This window comes from Microbacterium sp. NPDC090007 (genome assembly GCF_044748345.1).
In the GTDB taxonomy this organism is placed as follows: Bacteria; Actinomycetota; Actinomycetes; order Actinomycetales; family Microbacteriaceae; genus Microbacterium.
The window spans coordinates 526,948-549,471 of record NZ_JBIVFV010000002.1 but is presented as its reverse complement, the minus strand read 5'-3'; the positions used below and the strand labels follow the sequence as shown (position 1 = coordinate 549,471).

Here is a 22,524-nt window from a genome sequence, read left to right as displayed (position 1 = left end):
CCGGGACATTCCCCCGACGTACGAAGGCCTCGACGATGACGGCTCCCCTTCTCGAACACGACACCGCGCCCGAAAACCCGCCCCGCGATCCCGCCGCCGAACGGCGACGTCGCCGGGCCGAGCGGTACGCCGAAGCAGCCTCCGCCGGTTGGAAGGTCTGGCTGGTCAAGATCGTGGCGCTCGCCCTGCTGGACGCCGCGGCGCTGTACGCCGTGATGATGCTCGCCGGTTCCGGCCAGTGGGTGGAAGCCGCGATCGTGGCCATCGTCGCGGTCGGCGTCAACGTCGTGTATCTGACGCCGGGCCTGCTGCCGGCCAAGTACCTCACGCCCGGTCTGATCTTCTTGCTGGTGTTCCAGATCTTCGTGGTCGGGTACACCGTCTACATCGCCTTCACCAATTACGGTTCCGGCCACAACTCCACCAAGGATGACGCGGTCAACGCACTGCTGCTGCAGTCGCAGACGCGCGTGACAGACAGTGCGACCTACCCGGTCACGATCGTCGAGAACGGGGGAGTGTTCTCGCTCCTGGTGACCGACCCTGACACCGGAGACGCCGTCGTGGGCACCACCGACCGGGCGTTGGAACCGGTGGATGCCGAATTCTCGGGCGGACGAGCGGTGTCCGCCGACGGTTACGCCTCGCTCGACTTCGCGGGGATCGTCGCCAACCAGGCCGCGATCGGGGCGATCGCCGTACCGATCTCGGACGACCCCAACGACGGGTTCCTGCGCACGACCGACGGCTCGAACGCTTATCTGTTCACCTCGAGCCTGACCTGGGATTCCGCAGCCGACACGATGACGGACACCGCCGACGGGACGGTCTACCGCGACATCGGCACAGGTGCCTTCACCGCCGACGACGGCCAGGAGCTCCTGCCCGGGTGGGTCGTGACCGTCGGCGCCGACAACTTCGTGCGCGCCTTCACCGAGGACTCCATCCGCGGGCCGTTCATCGCGGTCGCGGTCTGGACCTTCGTCTTCGCCTTCCTCTCGGTCGCGACGACGTTCGTGCTCGGACTCTTCCTCGCGATCGTGCTGAACGATCCGCGCATGAAGAGCCGGAAGTACTACCGGGTGGTCATGATCCTGCCGTACGCCTTCCCCGCGTTCCTTTCGGCGCTGGTGTGGGCGGGCATGTTCAACCAGGACTTCGGATTCATCAATCAGACGATCCTGGGCGGAGCCAGCATCCCCTGGCTGCAGGACCCCCTGCTCGCGAAGATCGCGATCCTCATCGTGAACCTCTGGCTGGGATACCCCTACATGTTCCTCGTGTGCACCGGCGCGCTGCAGTCGATCCCCGACGACATCACCGAGGCCGGACGCGTCGACGGCGCGAGCGTGTGGCAGATCTTCCGCCACATCAAATTCCCCCTGCTGCTCGTCTCGGTCGCGCCGCTGCTGATCTCGTCGTTCGCGTTCAACTTCAACAACTTCAACCTGATCTACATGCTCACCGGCGGAGGCCCGCGTTTCACCGACGCCGCCATCAACGCCGGGGCGACCGACATCCTGATCTCGATGGTCTACAAGGTCGCGTTCGTGGGACAGCTTCGCGACTTCGGTCTCGCGAGCGCCTTCTCGATCGTGATCTTCGTGCTCGTCGGCGTGATCTCGTACATCGGATTCCGACAGACCAAAGCCCTCGAGGAGCTGAACTGACATGGCGATCGACACCGTGACCCCGCCCCGTCCCGCGCGCAGTCCTCGACGCACATTCGGCACCTGGTTCCGCCAGATCGGCTGGCGCCACCTGGTCGGCGTGGCGATGCTGATCTTCTCGTCGTTCCCGCTGCTCTACGTCCTGTCGGCCGCGCTGAACCCGGGCGGCACCCTGCTCACCGCGAACGGTCTGTTCCAGACGGTGAGCATCGACAGCTTCGTGCGTCTGTTCTCGTTGCCGCAGCAGCCGTTCGCCGCGTGGTTCGTCAATTCGCTCGTGATCGGCCTGGCGACCGCCGTGGGCACCGTCCTCCTCGGGGCGCTCGCCGCGTACTCGTTCTCGCGGATGCGATTCACCGGGCGCCGCTTCGGTCTGCTCAGCCTGCTGCTGGTGCAGATGTTCCCGCAGCTGCTGGCGTTCGTGGCGATCTTCCTGCTCATGACGACCATCGCCGACGTCTTCCCCGCGATCGGACTGAACACCCAGATCGGCCTGATCATGGTCTACCTGGGTGGGGCGCTCGGGGTGAACACGTACCTGATGTACGGGTTCTTCAACACCGTCCCCGCCTCGATCGACGAGGCGGCCAAGATCGACGGTGCCGGGCACGCGCGCATCTTCTTCACCATCATCCTGCGTCTGGTCGCGCCCATCCTCGCCGTCGTCGGCCTGCTGTCGTTCATCGCGACCATGAACGACTTCGTCCTGGCATCCGTGATCCTCGTCGACCCGGCGAAGCAGACGCTCGCGGTCGGCCTCTACCAGTTCGTGTCGCAGGAGACGGCGACCAACTGGTCGGTGTTCGCCGCGGGCGCGGTGCTCGCCGCCGTGCTGCCGATGGCGCTGTTCCTCGCGCTGCAGCGGTACATCGTGGGCGGCCTGACGGCAGGCAGTGTGAAGTGAGGCGGGTGATCTCCGGCCCGCTCGCCCGCGGGCGCTCGTAGACTCGGATCCCATGCGAGCACTCACTGAGGACGAGGTCCGTGAGGCCTTCGTCAACGCCGCTCCCGACGAGCTGCGTGTCGTCGCCCTGCCGCACGACTTCGTCCTGACGGACTGGGACCACCTCGACTTCTTCGCGTGGCGCGATCCTCGGACGCGCGGCCGCGGATACATCGTCACCGAGCACGAGGGCGAACCCACCGGAATCGTCTTGCGTGCCGCCGAGGGGCAGTCCCGGGCACGGTCGGCGATGTGCAACCTCTGCCACACGATGCAGCCCGGTGACCAGGTGTCGCTGTTCACCGCGCGCAAAGCCGGCGAGGCGGGCGAGCACGGCGACACCGTCGGCACCTACATCTGCGCGGACATGTCGTGCCACGAGACGGTGCGGCTGGCCGCTCCGCTCGCGCCCAGCGAGATCCGCGCGAGCGTGGATCGCAAGATCGACGGCACTCGGCGCCGCACCGAGGACTTCGTCGCTCGTGTGCTCGACGCCGCCGAGGTCATCAGGTGACCGCGCGCATCGTGGTGATCGGCGACGCGCTGATCGATGAGATCCGCGACGAGGCCGGGGTTCGCGAGTTCGTCGGCGGTGCCGGGCTGAACGTCGCGGTCGGGTTGACCAGACTGGGGGTGCCGGCCTCGCTGATCGCGATGGTGGGCGACGACGCCGCGGGAGAGCAGATCCGCGCCTATCTTGCCCATCACGACGTGGAGCTGCTCGCCAGCCCTTCCCCGCACGGGTCGTCTCGGGCCGTGAGCACGCGGTCGGCGGCCGGAGAACCGGAGTACGTCTTCAACGACGCGGCGCAGAACCGCCGCGTCGTCTACGGCGAGGCCGAGCGGCAGGCGATCGCGGCGGCGCCGATGGTCGTCGTCAGCTGCTTCCCGTTCGACGATCGCGAGCAGACCGACCTGTTGGTCGACATCGTGACCTCGGCGGGAACCCCCCTCGCGATCGACCCGAATCCGCGCAGCGGCATGCTGCACGATCGCACCGCGTTCGTCCGGGGCTTCGAGCGTGCGGCATCCGGGGCCCTGCTGGTGAAGGTCGGCGAGGACGACGCGCGGCTGCTCTACGGCACGTCGCTCGACGACCTGCGCGACCGGCTCACGGGCCTCGGGGTGGACGCGGTCCTCGCCACCTACGGCGCGGGCGGCGCGGCGATCGTCGCGGGTGACGTGACGGTCTCGCGGGAGATCTCGACGCTCCCGGGTCGAATCGTCGACACGATGGGCGGGGGCGACGCCGTGCTCGCGACCACCGCCGCGCTCGTGCGCGAGCGCCTTCCCCAGACGGCCGGGGACTGGGATGCCGTGCTCTCGCGCGCCATGGACGTCGCGGCCGCGACGTGTCGCAGCGAGGGAGCGCTGCTGCGCACGCCGGAATGACGACGGCGATGGTTTCGAGCACACCTCCGGGGATAGTAGAGTGGTTTCTCGCGCCTCTGGTCGACTGAGAAAGCCGGGCGGGTGCGCATCTGGCGAGTTACCCAAGCGGCCAAAGGGATCTGACTGTAAATCAGACTGCATTGCATTCGGGGGTTCGAATCCCTCACTCGCCACCGGGGGGGTATCCCCGTATCTCACGGAAATCATCCCCGTATCTCATTCCTCCAGGCCAGACCCCATTTCGGGTCTGGCCTGAGGTCTTTCTGCGGCGTGTCGCCGGCGCTGCTCGCTCCGACTTCGCGAGACCCTGAGCCTCCCCGTGGGAACAGGCTTCCGCGCCCCCCTGGGAGGTCGCACACCTGCCGCTCTGGGCGACCGTCTGAACGGGGGCTCGAGTGGCCACCAGCGTCGTGACACTGGGGGCCGAGCGCCAATCGGGTCGAAGCACTGGACGGCCCCCACCTAGGCTGCTTGGAGTCAAGCGGATCTCTTCATCTCGTACGCGCAGACGTCCGAGGCGCACAGTCGATGGGTGCGTCTGCTTGCGAGCGGTCTCCACCTGCTCGGGTACGACGTGCGCGTCGACCAGGATGTCGACGACGGGAACAGCCTGAACGGCTTCATGCGGAGCCTGACACAGGCGCGGCACGTCTTGCTCATCGTGGATGAGAACTATGTCGAACGCGCCGACCATGTCACCGCGTCTGGCGTGCACACCGAAAACGCCCTGTTGCAGCAGGTTTTCGGGCGGCATCCTGAGGGGTGGCTCGCGGTCATTGCCGTCGACAATCCGACGTTCGCGCTTCCGGCGTGGTTGCAAGAGCTCAACCCCCGCGCGTTCAATTTCAACGACAGTGCCTTCACAGGTGACGCGCTAGGAAGTGACCAACTGGATGACCCGTGGCGATGGTTGGAGGGGCTGCCGCCCGACAAGACCAACGCAGTTCCGCTGAAACAGCAGGTCGTGCGGGCAGCGCGGTTGGAACGCATAACCAACCTCAGCGACCCAGGGCGCTCACGGACACCAGCGCTTCAGGGCATAGCCACGTTCCCGTTCGAGCATGAATTGGCCTGACTTTCGTTCCGTTCTTCAAGCAAGGATGGAACTCGATGAACAGGAAGTATTCGCCGGAGATGCGTGAGCGGGCGCTGCGGATGCTCGCGGAGACGCGGCCGTCGCGTCCGACGTTGATGAGTGCCGCGCGGCATGTCGCGGGGCTGCTGGGGATGAGTCCGGAGACGCTGCGGTTGTGGCAACGCCAGGCCGAGGTCGACGCGGGCGCGAAGCCTGGCGTCACGACCGATGCGGCGGCGGAGATCAAGCGGCTGCAGAAGGAGAACGCCGAGCTGCGCAAGGCGAATGAGATCCTCAAGGCTGCGAGCGTGTCTTTCGCGAAGGAGCTCGACCGCCCCTGACCGAGATGATCCGGTTCATCAACGAACACCGGGATCGTTTCGGGGTCGAGCTCATCTGCCGCGTCCTCCGACCGGCAGCCCAGGGGTTCCTCACCTCCCGCGGCTACCGCGCCGCCGTCGGTCGAGCGCCATCGGCCCGGCAGTTGAAAGATGAGCTGCTGGCACCGGAGGTCGCGGGGCTGCATGCGGAGAACTACGGCGTCTACGGGCGACGGAAGATGCACGCGCTCATGCGACGGCAAGGGTGGGACATCGGCCGCGACCAGACGGAGCGGCTGATGCGGCTCGCGGGCGTCCGAGGCGTCCGCAAGTCGAAGCGAGCGTTCACCACCCGCCCCGACAAGAGCGCGATACTGCCGAGTGATCTCGTGAACAGACGCTTCACGGCGCCTGCGCCGCGGCGGCTCTGGGTCTGCGACGTCACCTACGTCGCTACCTGGTCCGGGTTCGCGTACGTCGCGTTCGTCACCGACGTGTACTCCCGCCGCATCGTCGGGTGGAACGTCGCGTCGACACTGCGATCGGAGATCCTGCCGATGCAGGCCCTCGACATGACCGCGTGGGGCGCAGGCGGGCGCCTCGATGGGCTGATCCATCACGCGGACCACGGGTCGAACTACACCGCGATGGTCTAGACCGACCGGATCGTCGAAATCGGCGCCGTCCCCTCCACTGGGACCGTCGGGGACAGCTTTGATAATGCGATGGCCGAGGCAGTCAACAACCTCTACAAGACCGAACTGATCCGCCAGCGCGGACCCTGGCGCACCGTCGAGCAGGTCGAACTCGCGACCCTCGAGTGGGTCTGGTGGTGGGACAACTCCCGCCTCAACGGCGAGCTCGACATGCGCACCCCGATCGAGGTCGAGGACGAGTACTACGCTGACCTCGAACCAGCCCAACCGGCCCCCGCCGGACAAGGCTCCCGATATGGATACGAGACAATAGTTGCTTTGAGTCTCTGCCTCGCGTTGCTGATAGTTCCTGCCCACTCGTTCCGACGCGCAGCGGCCTAAAATTGGCACACGATGGAGTCAATTTGGGAGAGGCACAACCTCCGCGCCCACGCGGCGGACCTCCTTCCGGTGCGCCGGCTCATACTGGCGCGCAATGTCTTGATGTGGTCTGCGCTTGCGTTGCTCGTGCTGTCCATCGCGCTGGCTCTCGCTTTGCGCGGCTCTGGTGTGCCCAGGGACATCGCGATCGTTTGCTTCCTAGTTGGCTTCGCTCTGTTCTGCGCGGGGACTGTGTGCCAGCTCATCGCTCAGCGCATCCAGGAGCGTGCGATCCTACGGTGGCTCATGGCCGAATCGAGGGACGCATTACCCGACGGTTCCGCGCCTGAGGTCACATCTCCGAACAACTCGCCGTGCGCATAACTTGAGCTCCGTCAGACTGAGCGGGTGGGGTTATTCGAGCAAAACGAGGCGCGTGCGGCGCACGAGTTCGCACGCGCCGTGGTTGACCTTGTCGGTGCCGACGCGCAGGTCATCCGGGAGTCGCCAGTGGCCGAGTTCGATTGCATCCTGAGCATCATTCCGCGGGTACGGGACGCCGTGGTCCTGGACGTGATGATCCTGGGGACTCAGTTGGTGGTTGTTTGGGCTCGTCGACCCTGTCTGGGTTGGTGGACCTTTGAAGGTGCGGCGGCGCAGTCCGCTTCATGGGCGGTGATCGCACAGATTGTTGATGGAGGTGGTCAAGCGGTCCGTGAGAAACGGGGCAACCTGCTTCTGCTCCGCGACGGTGTTGTTCGTCTCCTCGACAGAGGCGGCGCAACCGTTGCTGTGATGGACGACGGGGGATCGGGGCCATGGAAGCGCGTCACGAACTTCCCGCCCTATCGGCCGTAGTGCAGGAGACAGCGAGACACGAAAGCCAGTTTCGAGCCGGCGCACCCCTGTTGAGCCGCGTAGGTGGAAAGTTGTATCGTTCCCACGCTGGCGCAGTCATGCCGCCGATATTAAGGCCGACAGGAACGGGAGCGGACGGACGCACGAGCTGGGTGACTAGTAATAATCACCTTCTCGAGGTATCTCTCCCTCACCAGGACCAGTCCCGCTCGTTCCTACCGAGCAGTCTCAAATTCGAAGCGATACGAGACGTCGCGCAAAGCGCAGCCACGGGCGCGTCTGTTGCGCAGCCACGCTAGGTGACAGACGCACCGAGAGAGCCTATTGATGTTCGTCACGTGCGGTTGTCCAGGTTGGGTGGCTCTGTGGGGTGCGTCGCATAGTGTCGCGCGGTCTGTCTCGCATGAAGCCAGACACGAGACACCTGGCGGAGGTCACGACCTCAAGGTCACTTGTGCCAATCGAGTGAAAAGATGACTCATGCTGCGACCGTGAGACTGGCTAAGGCCGCCCGCGCGAACGCGAGGACGGCCTTAGCTACCGTGATTTTTATCGGTGTCGATTCCGTCGAGCCAACAGCGCGGACCCTGGCGCACCGTCGAACAGGTCGAACTCGCGACCCTCGAGTGGGTCTGGTGGTGGAACAACTCCCGCCTCAACGGCGAGCTCGACATGCGCACCCCGATCGAGGTCGAGGACGAGTTCTACGCTGACCTCGAATCAGCCCAACCGGCCCCCGCCGGACAGGGCTCCCGATAGGAACGAAAGTCAGGCCGATTCACTCCGGAAGCGTGGGGAGTTGTCCGCGGGGCGGAGACGCAACGGTCGCTACATGTACCCACGCTGGCAATTCGATCAGCGCAACAGGCCGCTGCGCGGGCTATCTACGGTGGTCGCCGCGCTGGGAAATAAGGACGCGGTCAACGGCACCCGCCTGGTCACCTCGCCACGAAGCGCTGGACGGGCTCTCCGTCGCGCACTGGTTGGCGTCTGGACGCGACACGGGCCGTGCCGCTGCATCGGTCCGCGAGGCCGAAGAGCTCTCGTGATTGATTCGGAGGAACGTCGCGAGCGACTGTGACGCATCGGCGCAGTCGATCCACTGTTCGACGTTGATCTATCAGCTCGAAGTGCGGGCAGGGCGCGGACACACTCAGGGGGATATCTCGGGGGGCGAGGGTTGCGCGTGGTCGAAGCGGCCCTGACGGTCACGAGGCTGCCGTGGTGCGGGCCTGGTGGGAGAAAGGGTCCTCGGGGCACGCCCGATGAGTTGGGGTGACGCGGTTGCGGTCAGCAGCGCTTGGCGCTCCCACTGGACCATCTGAGCGACGTCGGCGGCGTCGGGGCGGTGGGCGATGACCGCGTCGAGGGTGCGCTCGATGATGTCGCGCGCCTGCGCTGCGGAGAGATGGTAGAAGCCGTGGCGTTGTTCGAGCGCGCTGAGAGTGAACTCCTGGCTGCCTCCGCCCAAGTCGGTCAGCCCGTGCGGTGTGGTCGCGGTCAGCTCTGGCGACAGGTCGAAGGCGGGGGTGAAGGATGCATGCTGGCCGTCCCAGAAGAAAGCGAGGTTTCGCATATGGTCGTCGTCGATGCGCATAGCAATACGGAAGGCCAAGCGACGAAACAGTTCAGTTCCCACGCTCGCTGCGTCGACTGACAGGACCCGCAGACGGGTGATGAGATCGGGGTAGGAGGCCCCCACCGGCCGGTGATCCTCAGCAACCGTGAACCCAGACAGCACCTGCCGTCGGCTGAGCTGATGAGCGGCATCGTTCGCAGGCGTCGGGATGCTCTGACGGTCGAAGCGTTCGGTTAGGAGCGCCATCCCGCGCCCGTCGACATGGACCAGCTTCGCCGCCGGTACATCCAGGCCCACCTTCTCGGCAACGTAGAGCGCCGCGCGCTCGGCTTTGATGAGCGGCGACGTGCGGTCGTACTCTGTCTGGAATTTGGCCAGCCACTCTCGCCCTTCAAGTCGGACGTACGCTTTCGGCTGCGATCCACCTGCAGCGGTCAGGGCGTTGCGAATGGCGAAGCCGAGATCCGCGCCGCGGGGGTGGTCTTCCTCCACCGCAACCGCGCTGTCCGCGATCTCGGTGAGCGCTCCGCCGCCGACGCGGGGAACGTACTCGGTGGGGCTGGCTTGGAAATCGAGTGCTCCGACACGGTCGCTACCGGATTCGAGCATGTACCGAGCGTCGGGAACGCTGTCCTCAAGGTCGAGACCCAGCTCGCGGTTGATGACGTGACGGCCCCAGCTGTCAGGCATTGCATCACGAATGGTCGACGGCATCCTGTGACCCAGCGCCGGCGGGTACGTCCTCTCGCTGAGCGGGAGGTCGGGGCCGAGGCTCATTGCGTCGTCACGACGGAGATAGCTGTTGCCGTAACGAAATGCCATGCCCTCGGCCGTGGTGGACCGGCCGAGCACGCCAGCTACGACGGGCTCGCCCCGGCCAGGGAGGAAGACCCAGACGAAGGGCCCCCGAGGGTTAGAAGTCCCCATCTATCTCACGCTCTCGACGGTTGCCGACGTTGGAGGGAACCAGGGTCAACGCCTGTTGGCCCTGCTGACGCAAACGCGCAAGGGTGCGCGGGTCGGTGATGTCGAACAGCGGGACGCCCGCGTGTGCTGCGGCGCTGAGCACACTCCCCACGGATACCCCCGGGTCGCCCCGCTCGATGAGGGTGATGACACGCGGGGAGACATCGACGAGCTCCGCCAGGCGAGCGGCGGTCATGTTCTGGCTGTGCCTGCCGAGGCGAATCTGCTGCCCGAGGATGCGCGCCGCGTCCGCGGCAGCGGCGGACGTGAACGAAACCTTCTTCCGGGGCATGCTCTATATACTTCCACAAAATGCCATTCTGTGTCGATATATCTACACTCGGATGCGGCCCGCCCGCCACCCTCGCCGCGTCGCTCGATCCGAAGGCCGGTGCTGAGGGCTTCCTGCGATGCCACATTCAGGCCTACCAGTCTTCCGCGCTGACAGGTGAGTGTCCTGCGCCGAGGTGTCGTCATCGCCTCGACGCGAGCGCGAACGGCCCATGCGGTGTGGTTGTTAGCGAGGGCATGACACAACGCCAGCTGCATGATGCGGTCGCGCTTCCTCGGCCCGCTGAGGTGCTGTGGGGGAGGCGGCTGTGGACCTGGCGAACAGGACTGATGGCGGCCGGCGGCGGGCAGTATGACCGCGCGGACGCGAATCCGGGGCGCCACTGGCGGGGTGTTGCAGGAACAGGGGTGCGGGGGTGCTGCGGGAAACGGCGTGGGATTTGCGCGCGCGATCCCTTGAGGCTCAAGGGAAGGGGAGATACGGGGAACCCCCACCGGATACGAAAAGGACACCCGATCGGGTGCCCTTTTCTCGTTCCGCCCGCCGACGGATCAGACGGCGGCGAGCAGCGCCTTGGACCTCGTTTCGAGGAACGACACGAGCGCGCCGAGCACGTTCAGTTCGTTCCCCAGGTTGACCAGGGCGACGGCCGAGAGCTCGATGGTCGCATCGCGCGCCTCCATCGTGGCCTTCCAGCCACCGTCGCCGCCCGCGATCGGCTGCAGGTACGTGATGGTCTTGGCCTCGGTGAGGTCGACGACGATCAGTCCCGCGTCGGGGTCGGTCTCATCGTCCTGTTCGAGGACGCGGATGTCGCTGCCCGTCAGGTAGCCGAGCGCTCTGAAATCCACGAGCCACTCCTCGAGCAGAGACATCTCGAGCAGCTTGCGTACCGGCACGGGTCACTCCGATCCATTCACGCGAATGTCACGCGTCCCCGACAGTATGCAGCATGCACGGTGGGGGTGGAGTCGTCGCTCTCTGCGTGCTATTACGCCGCGCGCACCGGGCGGCCCGCCGGACGGGCGGTGCGCGCCGGGGCGTGGCTCGCCTCTTCGGCGGATTCCCACGTGCGGGCGTCGACGACGAGTCCCGAGGCCGCATTCGCCTGGTCGGCGAGCGCGCGCAGGTAGTCGCCGACGAGCTGCTCGGGCTCGGGGGAGTCGAAGACGAAACGCAGAGGGATCGCGGGCTGCAGCCAGATGGTGGAGCGACCGGTCTCGCCCTCGACGCCCGTCCACGTGAACGTGAAGGATTCGCCGCGTCGCAGCTTGGTCGACGCGATCACCTTGATGTAACCCATCAGGCGATCGGGAAGCGAGATGGGGGCCGTGTCGGAACCGTAGAACAGCGTTGCCATGATGATCTCCTTCGTCGAGTAGCGGGGCACGTTGATTTTTAATCTATCACGTATTTCACAAACTTAATTATCTTCATGAACTGTTCAGCTTTCTGACTATGGTGGGAGGAGCGGCCGGCCGGACCGCCAGAAGGAGGTGGATACCCATGACGCTTCCTCGTGCATTTCTGTCCGCACTCGAGGACTACGTCGAGATGCGCGACGCGGCGATGGCCCGAGCGCGACGCGATCTGGGCGTGAGCGACCTCGAGGCGGCTGCCCTGGCGTGCATCGCCGAGGAGCCCGGCATCCGTCCCTCGAATCTGCGCGGCCACCTCGGCGTGACCGCCGCGGGCGTGACGACCCTCGTCGATCGCCTGATCGGACGCGGTCTGCTGCGCCGGGAGCTGGATGCCCTGGATCGCCGCGTCAACCACATCTACCTCGAGATCGATCTGGACGCCGATCCATGGTCATCGCTGCGCCGCTTTCCGCGCGATGTGGAGGCGGTCATCCGCGACGAACCCGCGGACGCGGTCGCCGTCGCGACCGACGTGCTCGTACGCATTACCGAGCGGGTGCGCTCCCGGGCGTGAGCCTGCCCCCGTCGAGGCGGATGACGTGGTCCGCCTCGGAGATCAGGCGGTCGTCGTGACTGACGCACACGACCGCGACGCCGCGCTCCCTCTCGTCCGCGATCGCCCGCCGATTCAGATCCGCGCTGCGGGCGTCGAGGCCGGTGGTGGGCTCATCGAGCAAGAGGATGTCGGCCCCGCGGGCGAGGCCCTGCGCCAACAGGGCCCGTTGGCGTTGGCCCCCTGACAGCGTCGCGAAGGGTGTGCGCGCGAGGGCGGCGACGTCGAGTCGCCGCATCGCCGCATCGATGTCGTGGCGGATGGCCGCGGTGAGCCTGCCCAGGGGGCCCACCCGCCCCCACGCGCCGATCGAGACGATCTCGCGCACGGTGACGGGGAGGTGCTCCGACGCCGCGGCGCGTTGGGGGACGAAGGAGCGGGTTCGGCCACCGCTGTCGATGCGCCCGGACGTCGGTTGCCGCGCGCCGGCGAGGACCTCGAGCAGCGTCGACTTGCCGGCGCCGTTGGGTCCGACGATGACCGTCGTCCGTCCGGCGACGAGGTCGACGTCGACGTCGGCGAGAGCCACGACGTCGCCGAAGGCGACGCGGAGGGCGGACGCCGTGAGGGCGCGTTCCGGCGCAGAGGTGGGGGGCATGGCATCCATCATACGAGTTTGAGAATCGTTATCACTTAACGCTACGGTTGCTCCTCGTGTCCTGGTTCCTCGATCCCTTCTCGCTCGACTTCGTGCTGCGCGCGCTGCTCGGCGGCATCCTCGTGTCGGTGCTGTGCGCCGTCGCCGGGACGTGGGTGATCGTGCGCGGCATGGCCTTCCTCGGCGAGGCCCTCGCCCACGGGATGCTGCCCGGCGTCGCACTGGCCACCGTGCTCGGCCTGCCCGTGCTGCTGGGTGCCGCCCTCAGCGCCGCGGTCATGAGCCTCGGCATCGGCGCGCTCCAGCGCCGGGCCAAGCTGTCGTACGACACGAGCATCGGACTGCTGTTCGTGGGGATGCTGGCCCTCGGCGTGATCGTCATCTCGCACGCCGGCAGCTTCGCCACCGACGCCACGTCGATCCTGTTCGGCGACATCCTCGCCATCGGCGTCGGTGACCTCGCCGTACTGGCCGTCGCGGTGGTCATCGGCGTCGCCGCCGCGGCCCTCGCCCACCGCAGCCTCGTGGCGCTCGCCGTGGACGAGCGGGTCGCCCGCGTCCTGGGACTCGCGCCCCGCGTCGCCCAGACGGTCCTCGTCGGCCTGGTCACCCTGGCCGTCGTCGCGTCCTATCAAGCGGTCGGCTCGTTGCTGGTGGTGGGTCTGCTCGTAGCCCCCGCCGTCGCCGCCCGCCAGTGGACGGTGCGCCTGGCCCCGACCATGGTGCTCGCCGCGGTCGTGGGCGCGCTGGCCGTCGCCGTCGGCCTGCTCGTCTCGTGGCACGCCGCCACCGCGGCCGGGGCCACCATCGCCGCCGCGGCGATCGCCGCCGCCGGGGTGTCGTGGATGCTCCGTGCCCTCACCGACGCCGTCCGCCGGTCGTCCGTCCCCTCCGTCCCCCTTTCCGCCTGACCCGAAAGCTCTGATGCCCCACCTCGTGACCAGACGACTCGCTCCCCTCGGTGCCCTCGTCGTCCTCGCGCTCGCCGGTTGCGCCGCCCCTGCGGTCCCCGCGGCGCCCCCGACCGACGCCCCCGCCGACACGCACGGCGAGATCGCCGGCGCGGCGGAACTCGCCGAACCCGCGCTCGGTCTGACCTCGATCGGCCCCGACGGGCGGGTCTCGCACCTCGACCTGCTCGATGAGACCACCGCCGACCTGGGCACCGTCCGCGTGCCCGCCGCGATGCACTCGGACGGCCGGTTCCTGTTCGCCGCGGATGCCGGGGGCGTCTCGATCGTCGACAGCGGCGTATGGACGTGGGACCACGTCGACCACTTCCACTACTACCGCGCCGACGCGCGCGTACTCGGCGACGTCGAGGGTGAGGGGGTGGCGACCGTCGCGACGTCGAACTCCTCGACCACCGGCGGCACGGGTGTGTTCTTCCCGACATCGGGCGAGGCGGTGCTGCTGGACACCCAGGCGCTGTCCGAGGGCGAGGTCGTCGAGCTCTTCCGGCTCGAGACGACGCCGGGGGCGGGGATCGTCGCCCCGGCGGGTTCGTTCGCCGCGGTGGCCGCGGGAGACGCTGTGACCCTTCACTCCGCCGACGGTGCCGAGGTCGGCGCATCGACGCCGTGCGTCGAGCCCGCGGGCACCATCACCACGCGCGTCGGGGCGGTCATCGGATGCCGAGACGGCGCCGTCCTCGTCACGGTCGCCGACGAATCCCCCGTCGTCGAGACCATCCCGTACCCCGCGGGAACGACCGCCCCGCGGGCGACGGTCTTCGCCAACCGCGAGGGGCGCCCGTCCGTCGCGGCGGTCGCGGGGGAGGCGGGGGTGTGGCTGCTCGACACCCGCGAGCGCACCTGGACCCTGCTTCCCACTCCCGAACCCGTCGTCCAGGCGACGGCCGTCGACGACGCGGACGCCAACCTGCTCGCACTGACGGCGGACGGCCGGGTTCTCGTGCTCGACGGCGAGACCGGTGCGCTGCGCACGTCATCCCCTGCTCTCGTGGGGGCGAGCCTGGCGGCGGGCCAGCCCGTGTCGCTGATCGCCGATCAGCAGCGCGCCTACGTCAACGGACCCTCCGAGGGCCGCATGTGGGAGATCGACTTCGCCGACGGTGCCCGCGTCGCCCGTGAGTTCACCCCCGCCCAGGTTCCGCTGTTCGTCGCGGAGACGGGGCGTTGACGGTGCGTCGCGTCGTCGCCGCCGCGGTGGCCGCGGCCCTGCTGGCCCTGACCGGGTGCGCCGGGGGAGCGGCATCCGATCGTCCCCTGGTCGTGGTGTCGACCAACATCCTGGGCGATGTCGTGTCGAACCTGGTGGGCGACGACGTCGAGGTGGTGACGCTCATGCGTCCCGGCGCCGACCCGCACTCCTTCGAGATCTCGGCGGCCGAGGCCGCGCGGATGCGCTCGGCCGACCTGCTCGTGGCCAACGGCCTCGGGCTCGAAGAGGGCCTGCAGCAGCACCTCGACGCTGCGGCGGACGCCGGCGTGGACACCTTCGTCGCGGGCGACGTCGTCTCGGTGCTGCCCTACACGTCGACCGATGCCGATGGCGCGGACGATCCCCACTTCTGGACCGACCCGGCGCAGATGACCCGCGTGGTCGAGGCGCTGCAGCCCGTGCTGACGGGGCTGGACGGTGTCGACTCCGCCGCGGTGGCCGAGCGCTCGGCCGCCTATCGCGACCGGCTCGAGACCCTCGACGCCGAGATGACGACGGCGTTCGCCGCGATCCCCTCGGAGCGACGGGCGTTGGTGACCAACCACCACGTCTTCGGGTACCTGGCCGATCGCTTCGACTTCCGTCTGATCGGCGCGGTCATCCCGGGCGGGACGACCCTCGCCGCGCCGAGCACCAGCGACCTGGCCGACCTCGTCTCGGCGATCGACGAGGCGGGTGTGGCGACCATCTTCGCCGAGTCGTCCTCGCCCGACCGGCTCGTGCGCGCGCTGGCGGACGAAGCCGATCGCCGGGTCGAGGTCACCGAGCTGTTCACCGAGTCCCTGACCGACGCGTCGGGAGACGCGCCCGATTACCTGACCATGATGCGCGTCAACACGGAGCGCATCGCCACCGGCCTCTCGCCCTGAGCGGGCGGCCCCTCCCCAGAAAGAGACATCACATGCGTCCCTCCTCCTTCCGCCGCGCGGGCGTCTTCGCCCTCGCCATCGGCGCGACCGTGGGCCTCGCCGCCTGCTCCGGCGGCGCCGGCACCGGATCGGCCGCCCCGGCCTCCGAGACCGCGGCCGCCGACACCGCCACGCGCGTCGCCCTGTCCTACCCGGGCGGCATCTACGTCCTCGACGGCGAGAGCCTCGAGGTCGTCGCGGACCTGCCCTCCGAGGAGTTCACCCGCTTGAACTCCGCCGGAGACGGCCGCCACGTCATGGTCACCATGAGCGAGGGCTTCCAGGTGCTCGATGCCGGCACCGCATCGGACGAGCCCGCGCTGACCGACCTGGTGTTCGAGGCCGCCAAGCCCGGCCACGTCGTCACCCACGGCGGCAAGACCGTCCTCTACGCCGACGGGACGAGCGACTCGACCGTCTTCGACACCGACGCTCTGCTGGGGTCCACCGACACCCTCCCCGAGGTCGAGACGGTTCCGGGCGTCGAGGCGCACCACGGTGTGTCGATCATGCTCGAGGACGGCACCTTCCTCACCACCGTCGGCAACGCCGACGGGCGCAACGGGGTCGTCGCCACCGACGCCTCGGGTGCCACGATCGCCGAATCGGCCGACTGCCCCGGCGTGCACGGGGAGGGCACCGCGAAGGACGAGGTCGTCGTCTTCGGCTGCGAGAACGGCGCGCTCGTGTACGACGACGGCGCGTTCACCAAGCTCACCGCCCCCGACCAGCCCTACGGCCGCATGGGCAACGCCTACGTGAGCGAGGACAGCGCGCTCATCGTCGGCGACTACAAGAGCGACCGGGATGCCGAGGGCTACCTGCTCGACCAGCTCGCCCTGATCGACACCGCCGCCAAGACGCAGCGCGTCATCGACATGCCGGCGGGGGCGGAGTACACCTTCCGCGATGTGGCCCGTGGTCCCGGCGAGCTCGCCTACGTGATCGCCTCGGACGGGGCCATCCACGTGCTCGACCCCGAGACGGGCGCCTTCACCGAGTCGTTCCCCGTCATCGAGGCGTGGGAAGGCCCGGCCGAGTGGCAGGACGCCCACCCGGCCATCAAGGTGTCGGGCGACATCGCCTACGTCACCGAGCCCGCGAAGAACGCCGTGCACGCGGTCGATCTGACCACGGGCGAGGTCGTCGAGAGTGCCACGCTCGCGCAGACGCCGAACGAGATGGCGCTGACGAAGTAACACGCCGCGGGAACTGCTGCGCTCGGGAGATCGCGCCGTTCTCGGAAGACCGCGCACGCGTCGTCCGAGAACGGTGCGTGACTCCGAGAACGGCGCGCGACCCCGCGTTCCGAAACCCCTACCGACCGCCCCGGTCGTACGCCACCTGCAGTGCCCGGCGCACCGCGCGTACGCCGGGGCGGTCGGCCGTTCCCCGGCGCACCGCCGTGAACACATCGCGGCGCGGCTCGTCGGGAAGGTCGACCAGACGCACGGCGGGCGTCTCGCCGGCGAACACCAGGTCGGGGATCATGCCGACGGCGTGGCCGGATGCCACGAGCCGCACGTGCGCGGTCAGGTCGGCCATCTCGAACCGCACATCGGGTTCGAACCCGGCGGCGCGGCACTGCTGCGTGGCCCATTGGCGGGCGGCGGTGCCGACGGGTTCCATCACCCACGCGCGCTCGCGGAGGTCGTCGAGTCGGCGCGCCGGATCCTCGCGCGCCACGGCGAGGCGGATGGCATCCCGCCCCAGCAGGCCCCGTTCGAGGCCCTCCCGATGCTCGCGCGTGTGACCGGGGTACTGCTCGGCGACGGCGAGGTCGAATCCGCGGGCGGCGACCTCGAACAGGCCCTCCTCGGGCGCCAGCTCGGCGACTTCGACCCGGAGCCGGGGCTCGCCCTCGGCGAGGGCGTCCAGCGCGCGGGGGAGCAGCCCATGGGCAGCGGACTGCATCACGGCGAGGCGCACGGGGGCGAGCGAGGGGCGCATGACCTCGAGCTCGGCGCGGGCGGCCTCGTCGGCGGCGAGCATCCGCGCCGCGTGGGCGGCCAGGGCGGCACCCTGCGCGGTGAGGCGCACCCGCCGCCCGTCGGGCTCGAGCAGGGCGACGCCCGCCTCCTTCTCGAGCAGGGCGAGCTGCTGCGAGATGGTCGAGGGACTGTACGACAGGGCGTCCGCGACGGCGACGAGCGTGCCCCGCACGCTCAGCTCGTGCAGCAGACGCAGGCGGCGCAGATCGAACACGGCATCCTTTCGGCTTCATCGAACAGTATGCATCGGTAATCGTCGCTTTTCCCGAACGGATGACCGCCTCATGCTGAGAGCATCCGAGGAAGGATCGCCATGTCGCTCACCGATGTCCCCGACACCACGTCCGGTACCACCCCCGCCGCGCTCGTCGCCCCTCACGAGCTCGCCGACGAGGCGATCGCCCTCGTCCGCCGCTGGCTGACCGAGAGCCGCGACGAACCCGTCGACGCCGCCGCCCAGCGACTGGCCGGCGTACTGCGCGACGCGAACGGCCTCGATTTCACGGTCGGCTTCGTCGACGGCGTCGTGCGCCCCGAAGACATGCGCGTCGCCGCCCGCAACCTCGCGGCGCTGACCCCGCTGATCCCGGGCTTCCTCCCCCTGCATCTCAAGGCGGCGATCCGCCTGGGCGCCTTCGCCGCGCCGATCCTGCCGCAGGTGGTCGTGCCCGCCGCCCGCACGGCGCTGCGCACCATGGTGCGCCACCTCATCGTCGACGCCAGCGACCGCAAGCTCGGCGACGCCATCGCCGCCATCCGCGGCAGGGGTGACGGCATCCGCCTCAACGTGAACCTGCTCGGCGAGGCGATCCTCGGCAAGAAAGAGGCCGCGCGGCGTCTGTCGGGCACCCGCGCCCTGCTCTCGCGCGACGACGTCGACTACGTATCGATCAAGGTGTCCTCGACGGTGGCACCGCACACCCCGTGGGCCTTCGACGCCGCGGTCGACGACGCCGTCGCCGCCCTGCGCCCGCTCTACCGGGTGGCGAAGCAGACCGGCACGTTCGTCAACCTCGACATGGAGGAGTTCAAGGACCTCGACCTCACCCTCGCCGTCTTCGAGACGCTGCTCGGCGAGTCCGAGTTCCACGGGCTCGAGGCCGGCATCGTGCTGCAGGCCTACCTTCCCGACGCGCTCGCCGCGATGATCCGTCTGCAGGAATGGACCGCCGCGCGGGTGGCATCCGGGGGTGCTCCCATCAAGGTGCGCGTCGTGAAGGGCGCGAACCTGCCGATGGAGCGCGTGGATGCTGACGTGCACGACTGGCCGCTGGCCACCTGGCCGTCGAAGCAGGCGACCGACGCGTCCTACAAGGCGGTGCTCGACTACGCGCTGCGCCCCGAGCGCACCGCGAACGTGCGGATCGGCGTCGCCGGGCACAACCTGTTCGACGTGGCCCTTGCGTGGCTGCTCGCCGAGCGCCGCGGGGTCAAGGGCGGCGTCGACGTCGAGATGCTCCTGGGGATGGCCACCGCGCAGCAGGCGGTCGTGCGCCGGACGGTCGGCTCGATCCTGCTCTACACCCCGGTCGTCCACCCGCAGGAGTTCGACGTCGCGATCGCCTACCTCATCCGCCGCCTCGAAGAGGGCGCCTCGAGCGAGAATTTCATGTCGGCGGTGTTCGACCTCGACACGCACGAGAGCCTGTTCGCCCGCGAGCGCGACCGGTTCCTGGCATCCCTCGCCGACATGCCCGAGGGGGTGCCGGCCTCGCACCGCGTGCAGGACCGCACCGCCGCGGCCCCGCCGGCGCCGACCCGTGGTTTCGCCAACGCCCCCGACTCCGACCCCGCCATCGCCGCGAACCGCGACTGGGCGCGAGCGATCGTCTCGCGCATGCCGGGCTCGGACCTGGGTCGCGACACCATCGCCGCGCACACCGTCACCGACGAGGCCGCGCTGCACACGCTGATCCAGGATGCCGCGGACGCCGCCCCCGCGTGGCGCGCCCTCGGGGCCGAGGGTCGCGCCGAGATCCTGCACCGCGCCGGCGACGCGCTCGAGGCCCGCCGCGCCGGATTGCTCGAGGTCATGGGCGCCGAGTGCGGGAAGGTCATCGAGCAGAGCGATCCCGAGGTGTCCGAGGCGATCGACTTCGCGCACTACTACGCCGAGCAGGCGCGGGCGCTCGAGACCGTCGACGGTGCGACCTTCACCCCGGTCGGGGTGACGGTGGTCACCCCGCCGTGGAACTTCCCGGTCGCGATCCCCGCCGGCTCGACCCTCGCCGCGCTCGCCGCCGGGTCGGCCGTGGTCATCAAGCCCGCGGCCCTGGCCGAGCGCTCCGGCGCCGTCATGGTCGAGGCGCTGTGGCAGGCCGGCGTGCCGCGCGAGGTGCTGAAACTCGTGCAGGTGTCCGAGAACGACCTCGGCCGTCAGCTGCTCACGCACCCGGCCGTCGAGCGCGTCGTGCTGACCGGCGCGTACGAGACCGCCGAACTGTTCCGCTCGTTCCGTCCCGACCTGCCGCTGCTCGCCGAGACGAGCGGTAAGAACGCCGTGATCGTCACCCCCAGCGCCGACCTCGACCTCGCGGCGAAGGACGTCGCGATGTCGGCCTTCGGGCACGCGGGACAGAAGTGCTCCGCGGCATCCCTCGTCGTGCTCGTCGGCTCGGTCGCGCGCTCGCGCCGCTTCCGCGACCAGCTCGTCGACGCGGTGACCTCGCTCGAGATCGGGATGCCGTGGGACGAGGCCTCGCGCGTCGGGCCCCTCATCGAGCCCGCGCACGGCAAGCTGCTGACCGCGCTCACGACCCTCGAGCCCGGCCAGCGGTGGGTCGTCGAGCCGCAGAAGCTCGACGAGGACGGCATGCTCTGGCGTCCCGGCATCCGCGAGGGGGTCCAGCCCGGCAGCGCGTTCCATCGCACCGAGTACTTCGGACCCGTGCTCGGCATCATGACCGCCGAGACGCTGGACGAGGCGATCGAGGTCGTCAACGCGATCGAGTACGGCCTCACCTCGGGCCTGCACGCGCTGGACTCCTCGGAGATCGACACCTGGCTCGCGCGGATCGAGGCGGGGAACGTCTACGTCAACCGCGGCACCACCGGCGCGATCGTCCGGCGCCAGCCCTTCGGCGGGTGGAAGAAGTCCGCCGTCGGCGCCGGCACCAAGGCCGGTGGCCCGCACTACCTCTTCGGGTTCGGAACGTGGACGGATGCCGAGACCTCGGCGCCGCGCACGCCCGACGCCCTCGCCGCTCCCGCGCTGGCCGCCGTTCCCGCGGCCGACCGCGAGTGGGTGGCATCCGCCCTGGCGAGCGACGCCGCCGCCTGGGCCGAGGAGTTCTCGCTGGCGCGGGATGTCACCGGTCTGGAGTCGGAGCAGAACGTGCTGCGCTACGCCGCGGTGCCCGTCACCGTCCGCTTCGACGACGCCTCGCCGGCCGCCCTCGTGCGTGTCGTCGCCGCAGGCGTGCGGGCGGGCTCGACCGTGACCGTGAGCACGGCCGCCGAGCTGTCACCCGCGGTGCGCGCGTGGCTCGAGGGCGTCGGGGTGCGCGCCACGGTCGAGCCCGCCGCGGACTGGAGCCGCCGCGCCGCGCGTCTGGCGCGCACGGGCGGACGGGTGCGGTTGCTCGGAGCATCGGCCGCCGCGGTCGCCGAGGCCACGGGTGGGTCGCCCTCGGTCGCCGTCTACGCGGGCGAGGTCACCCGAGCCGGACACGTGGAGCTGCTGCCGTTCCTGCGCGAGCAGGCCGTGTCGATCACGGCCCACCGCTTCGGCACGCCGCGCCGGTACGCGGTTCCGCCGCTCGTCGGTCGCTGAGCACGGAGGAGGCAGCCCGGCCCCGCACAACTCCTGCAGAAAGCTCGCAATCGGGTTCCCGCAGGCCCGCGCGCGGCGAATTGCAGGAGTCGTGCTGGGGGCGGCAGAGATCCCCGCGGGTCGGCTTGCCGCGGGGCGCTGGCGTCGAACGCGCACAACTCCTGCAGGATGCCGCAATCGCAGGGATACGGGACCCGCGGGTGGGATCGTGCAGGAGTTGTGCCGACGGGGCGTGCGGCGTCAGGCCGTTCCCGATGCGGCGATCCGGGCGGCCGCCCGGCGCACCGAAGCGGGTACGGGCGTCCCCTCCGTCGTCTGCGCCGACGTCACCGGCTCTCCGGCGACGATCCGCAGGGGCAGCATCCCCGCCCATATGGCGCGGTCCTCGCCGTCGTCGTCGTCCTCGACGAGTGAGCCCGCGTTGTCCTTGACGCTCGCCTCGGCGAGCGGCACGCGCAGCACCATGGTCGCGGCGATCTCTCGCGCCGTCATGTCGCGCACGTCGGCACCGCGCCCCGGCATGAGGTGCTCGCTCAGGGTGAGCAGAGCCGCTTCCTTCTGGTCCGGAGGGACGACGGACGCCGCGGCGTGCACGACCGCGCAGCGGTACCGCATCGAGCTGTCGAACAGAGAACGCGCGTACTTCAACCCCAGCAGGTGCGTGATCGTGAGGCTCAGGGGAGCGCCCGCGGCGATGCGGCGGAAGAAGTCGCTGCCGGTCGAACCGTGGATGAGCAGGTCGTCGCCGTCGCGGCCGATCCCCACCGGGAGGGCGACCGGGCGCTCGTCGCGGACGATGGCGACGGTGGCGTATAGGGCGTTGTCGACGATGTCGTACAGGGCGGCGCGATCGGTGCGCTGGTGGTGGGCGCCACGGCGCACGCGCGTGAGGGAGGTCAGGGGCAGATCGGTCATGGATCGATTCCACGCGATCCCGTGGATCACCGCGTAGTCCGCTTTTGAGCACAATTGGTGGACCAGTGACA

At 69.1% G+C, this 22,524-nt stretch carries 20 protein-coding genes, 1 tRNA gene and 1 pseudogene; 15 read left to right on the top strand and 7 right to left on the bottom strand.

Going from position 1 to position 22,524, the window contains the following annotated elements:
• The first annotated feature begins 35 nt into the window (after positions 1 to 35).
• The 9 genes and pseudogenes from ACIPVB_RS11075 to ACIPVB_RS11035 all read left to right on the top strand — a co-directional run bounded on the left by ACIPVB_RS11075 (position 36) and on the right by ACIPVB_RS11035 (position 8,033).
• On the top strand, positions 36 to 1,670 hold the full coding sequence (locus ACIPVB_RS11075) for an ABC transporter permease subunit (protein WP_400368894.1): 1,635 nt from the start codon (positions 36 to 38) through the stop codon (positions 1,668 to 1,670).
• Position 1,671: 1 nt separating this feature from the next.
• Positions 1,672 to 2,574, top strand: coding sequence for a sugar ABC transporter permease (locus ACIPVB_RS11070; protein WP_400368892.1), 903 nt, complete (start codon positions 1,672 to 1,674; stop codon positions 2,572 to 2,574).
• A 52-nt stretch (positions 2,575 to 2,626) separates the two neighbouring features.
• Positions 2,627 to 3,127: an FBP domain-containing protein gene (locus ACIPVB_RS11065; RefSeq protein ID WP_400368891.1), complete on the top strand. Its 501-nt coding sequence runs from the start codon at positions 2,627 to 2,629 to the stop codon at positions 3,125 to 3,127.
• Positions 3,124 to 4,005, top strand: a complete 882-nt coding sequence (locus ACIPVB_RS11060) for a PfkB family carbohydrate kinase (RefSeq protein ID WP_400368890.1) — start codon at positions 3,124 to 3,126, stop codon at positions 4,003 to 4,005. The genes ACIPVB_RS11065 and ACIPVB_RS11060 overlap by 4 nt, the downstream gene beginning before the upstream one ends.
• A 91-nt stretch (positions 4,006 to 4,096) precedes the next feature.
• Positions 4,097 to 4,178: transfer RNA gene (locus ACIPVB_RS11055), tRNA-Tyr, on the top strand.
• A gap of 320 nt (positions 4,179 to 4,498) precedes the next feature.
• Positions 4,499 to 5,080, top strand: a complete 582-nt coding sequence (locus ACIPVB_RS11050; protein ID WP_400368985.1) for a TIR domain-containing protein — start codon at positions 4,499 to 4,501, stop codon at positions 5,078 to 5,080.
• Positions 5,081 to 5,115: 35 nt separating this feature from the next.
• Positions 5,116 to 6,305, top strand: a pseudogene (locus ACIPVB_RS11045) (IS3 family transposase); the annotation flags it as partial.
• A 519-nt stretch (positions 6,306 to 6,824) separates the two neighbouring features.
• The gene (locus ACIPVB_RS11040) at positions 6,825 to 7,274 is read left to right on the top strand and encodes a hypothetical protein (RefSeq protein WP_400368889.1); all 450 of its coding nucleotides are present in this window, start codon (positions 6,825 to 6,827) and stop codon (positions 7,272 to 7,274) included.
• A gap of 555 nt (positions 7,275 to 7,829) precedes the next feature.
• Positions 7,830 to 8,033 (top strand): hypothetical protein, encoded by a 204-nt coding sequence (locus ACIPVB_RS11035; RefSeq protein WP_400368887.1) that lies wholly within the window; start codon positions 7,830 to 7,832, stop codon positions 8,031 to 8,033.
• A gap of 394 nt (positions 8,034 to 8,427) precedes the next feature.
• On the opposite strand, the gene ACIPVB_RS11030 is transcribed toward ACIPVB_RS11035, so the two are convergent.
• From ACIPVB_RS11030 to ACIPVB_RS11015, 4 genes are all read right to left on the bottom strand, one after another.
• Positions 8,428 to 9,780 carry a type II toxin-antitoxin system HipA family toxin gene (locus ACIPVB_RS11030; protein WP_400368886.1) on the bottom strand — a complete coding sequence of 451 codons (1,353 nt, stop codon included), beginning with the start codon at positions 9,778 to 9,780 and terminating at the stop codon, positions 8,428 to 8,430.
• Complete coding sequence (locus ACIPVB_RS11025) at positions 9,767 to 10,111, bottom strand: helix-turn-helix transcriptional regulator (protein ID WP_400368885.1); 345 nt, start codon at positions 10,109 to 10,111, stop codon at positions 9,767 to 9,769. Before ACIPVB_RS11025 ends, ACIPVB_RS11030 begins: the two co-directional genes overlap by 14 nt.
• A gap of 551 nt (positions 10,112 to 10,662) precedes the next feature.
• Positions 10,663 to 11,010 carry a hypothetical protein gene (locus tag ACIPVB_RS11020; RefSeq protein WP_400368883.1) on the bottom strand — a complete coding sequence of 116 codons (348 nt, stop codon included), beginning with the start codon at positions 11,008 to 11,010 and terminating at the stop codon, positions 10,663 to 10,665.
• 92 nt (positions 11,011 to 11,102) lie between these two features.
• Positions 11,103 to 11,471 carry a hypothetical protein gene (locus ACIPVB_RS11015; RefSeq protein ID WP_400368881.1) on the bottom strand — a complete coding sequence of 123 codons (369 nt, stop codon included), beginning with the start codon at positions 11,469 to 11,471 and terminating at the stop codon, positions 11,103 to 11,105.
• A 146-nt stretch (positions 11,472 to 11,617) separates the two neighbouring features.
• On the opposite strand from ACIPVB_RS11015, the gene ACIPVB_RS11010 reads away from it, so the two are divergent.
• Positions 11,618 to 12,046, top strand: a complete 429-nt coding sequence (locus tag ACIPVB_RS11010) for a MarR family winged helix-turn-helix transcriptional regulator (protein WP_400368880.1) — start codon at positions 11,618 to 11,620, stop codon at positions 12,044 to 12,046.
• Here the strand turns inward: ACIPVB_RS11010 and aztA are convergent.
• A complete protein-coding gene (aztA, locus tag ACIPVB_RS11005; protein ID WP_400368879.1) occupies positions 12,018 to 12,683 on the bottom strand; it encodes a zinc ABC transporter ATP-binding protein AztA in 666 nt (221 codons plus the stop codon). The genes ACIPVB_RS11010 and aztA overlap by 29 nt on opposite strands.
• 56 nt (positions 12,684 to 12,739) lie before the next feature.
• Between aztA and aztB the strand changes: the two genes are divergently transcribed.
• Genes aztB through aztD form a run of 4 tightly spaced genes read left to right on the top strand, consistent with a single transcriptional unit; the run spans position 12,740 to position 16,974 of the window.
• A complete protein-coding gene (aztB, locus tag ACIPVB_RS11000) occupies positions 12,740 to 13,594 on the top strand; it encodes a zinc ABC transporter permease AztB (RefSeq protein WP_400368877.1) in 855 nt (284 codons plus the stop codon).
• A gap of 13 nt (positions 13,595 to 13,607) precedes the next feature.
• Positions 13,608 to 14,825: an ABC transporter gene (locus tag ACIPVB_RS10995; protein WP_400368876.1), complete on the top strand. Its 1,218-nt coding sequence runs from the start codon at positions 13,608 to 13,610 to the stop codon at positions 14,823 to 14,825.
• Positions 14,826 to 14,827: 2 nt separating this feature from the next.
• Positions 14,828 to 15,736 (top strand): zinc ABC transporter substrate-binding protein AztC, encoded by a 909-nt coding sequence (aztC, locus tag ACIPVB_RS10990; protein ID WP_400368983.1) that lies wholly within the window; start codon positions 14,828 to 14,830, stop codon positions 15,734 to 15,736.
• Between the two features lie 32 nt (positions 15,737 to 15,768).
• On the top strand, positions 15,769 to 16,974 hold the full coding sequence (gene aztD / locus ACIPVB_RS10985; RefSeq protein WP_400368874.1) for a zinc metallochaperone AztD: 1,206 nt from the start codon (positions 15,769 to 15,771) through the stop codon (positions 16,972 to 16,974).
• A gap of 118 nt (positions 16,975 to 17,092) precedes the next feature.
• On the opposite strand, the gene ACIPVB_RS10980 is transcribed toward aztD, so the two are convergent.
• A complete protein-coding gene (locus ACIPVB_RS10980; protein ID WP_400368873.1) occupies positions 17,093 to 17,980 on the bottom strand; it encodes a LysR family transcriptional regulator in 888 nt (295 codons plus the stop codon).
• Positions 17,981 to 18,079: 99 nt separating this feature from the next.
• Here ACIPVB_RS10980 and ACIPVB_RS10975 point away from each other — a divergent pair, with 99 nt between their 5' ends.
• The gene (locus tag ACIPVB_RS10975; RefSeq protein WP_400368872.1) at positions 18,080 to 21,538 is read left to right on the top strand and encodes a bifunctional proline dehydrogenase/L-glutamate gamma-semialdehyde dehydrogenase; all 3,459 of its coding nucleotides are present in this window, start codon (positions 18,080 to 18,082) and stop codon (positions 21,536 to 21,538) included.
• A gap of 240 nt (positions 21,539 to 21,778) precedes the next feature.
• Here the strand turns inward: ACIPVB_RS10975 and ACIPVB_RS10970 are convergent, their stop codons facing one another.
• On the bottom strand, positions 21,779 to 22,453 hold the full coding sequence (locus ACIPVB_RS10970) for a pyridoxamine 5'-phosphate oxidase family protein (RefSeq protein ID WP_400368871.1): 675 nt from the start codon (positions 22,451 to 22,453) through the stop codon (positions 21,779 to 21,781).
• Positions 22,454 to 22,524 lie beyond the last annotated feature (71 nt).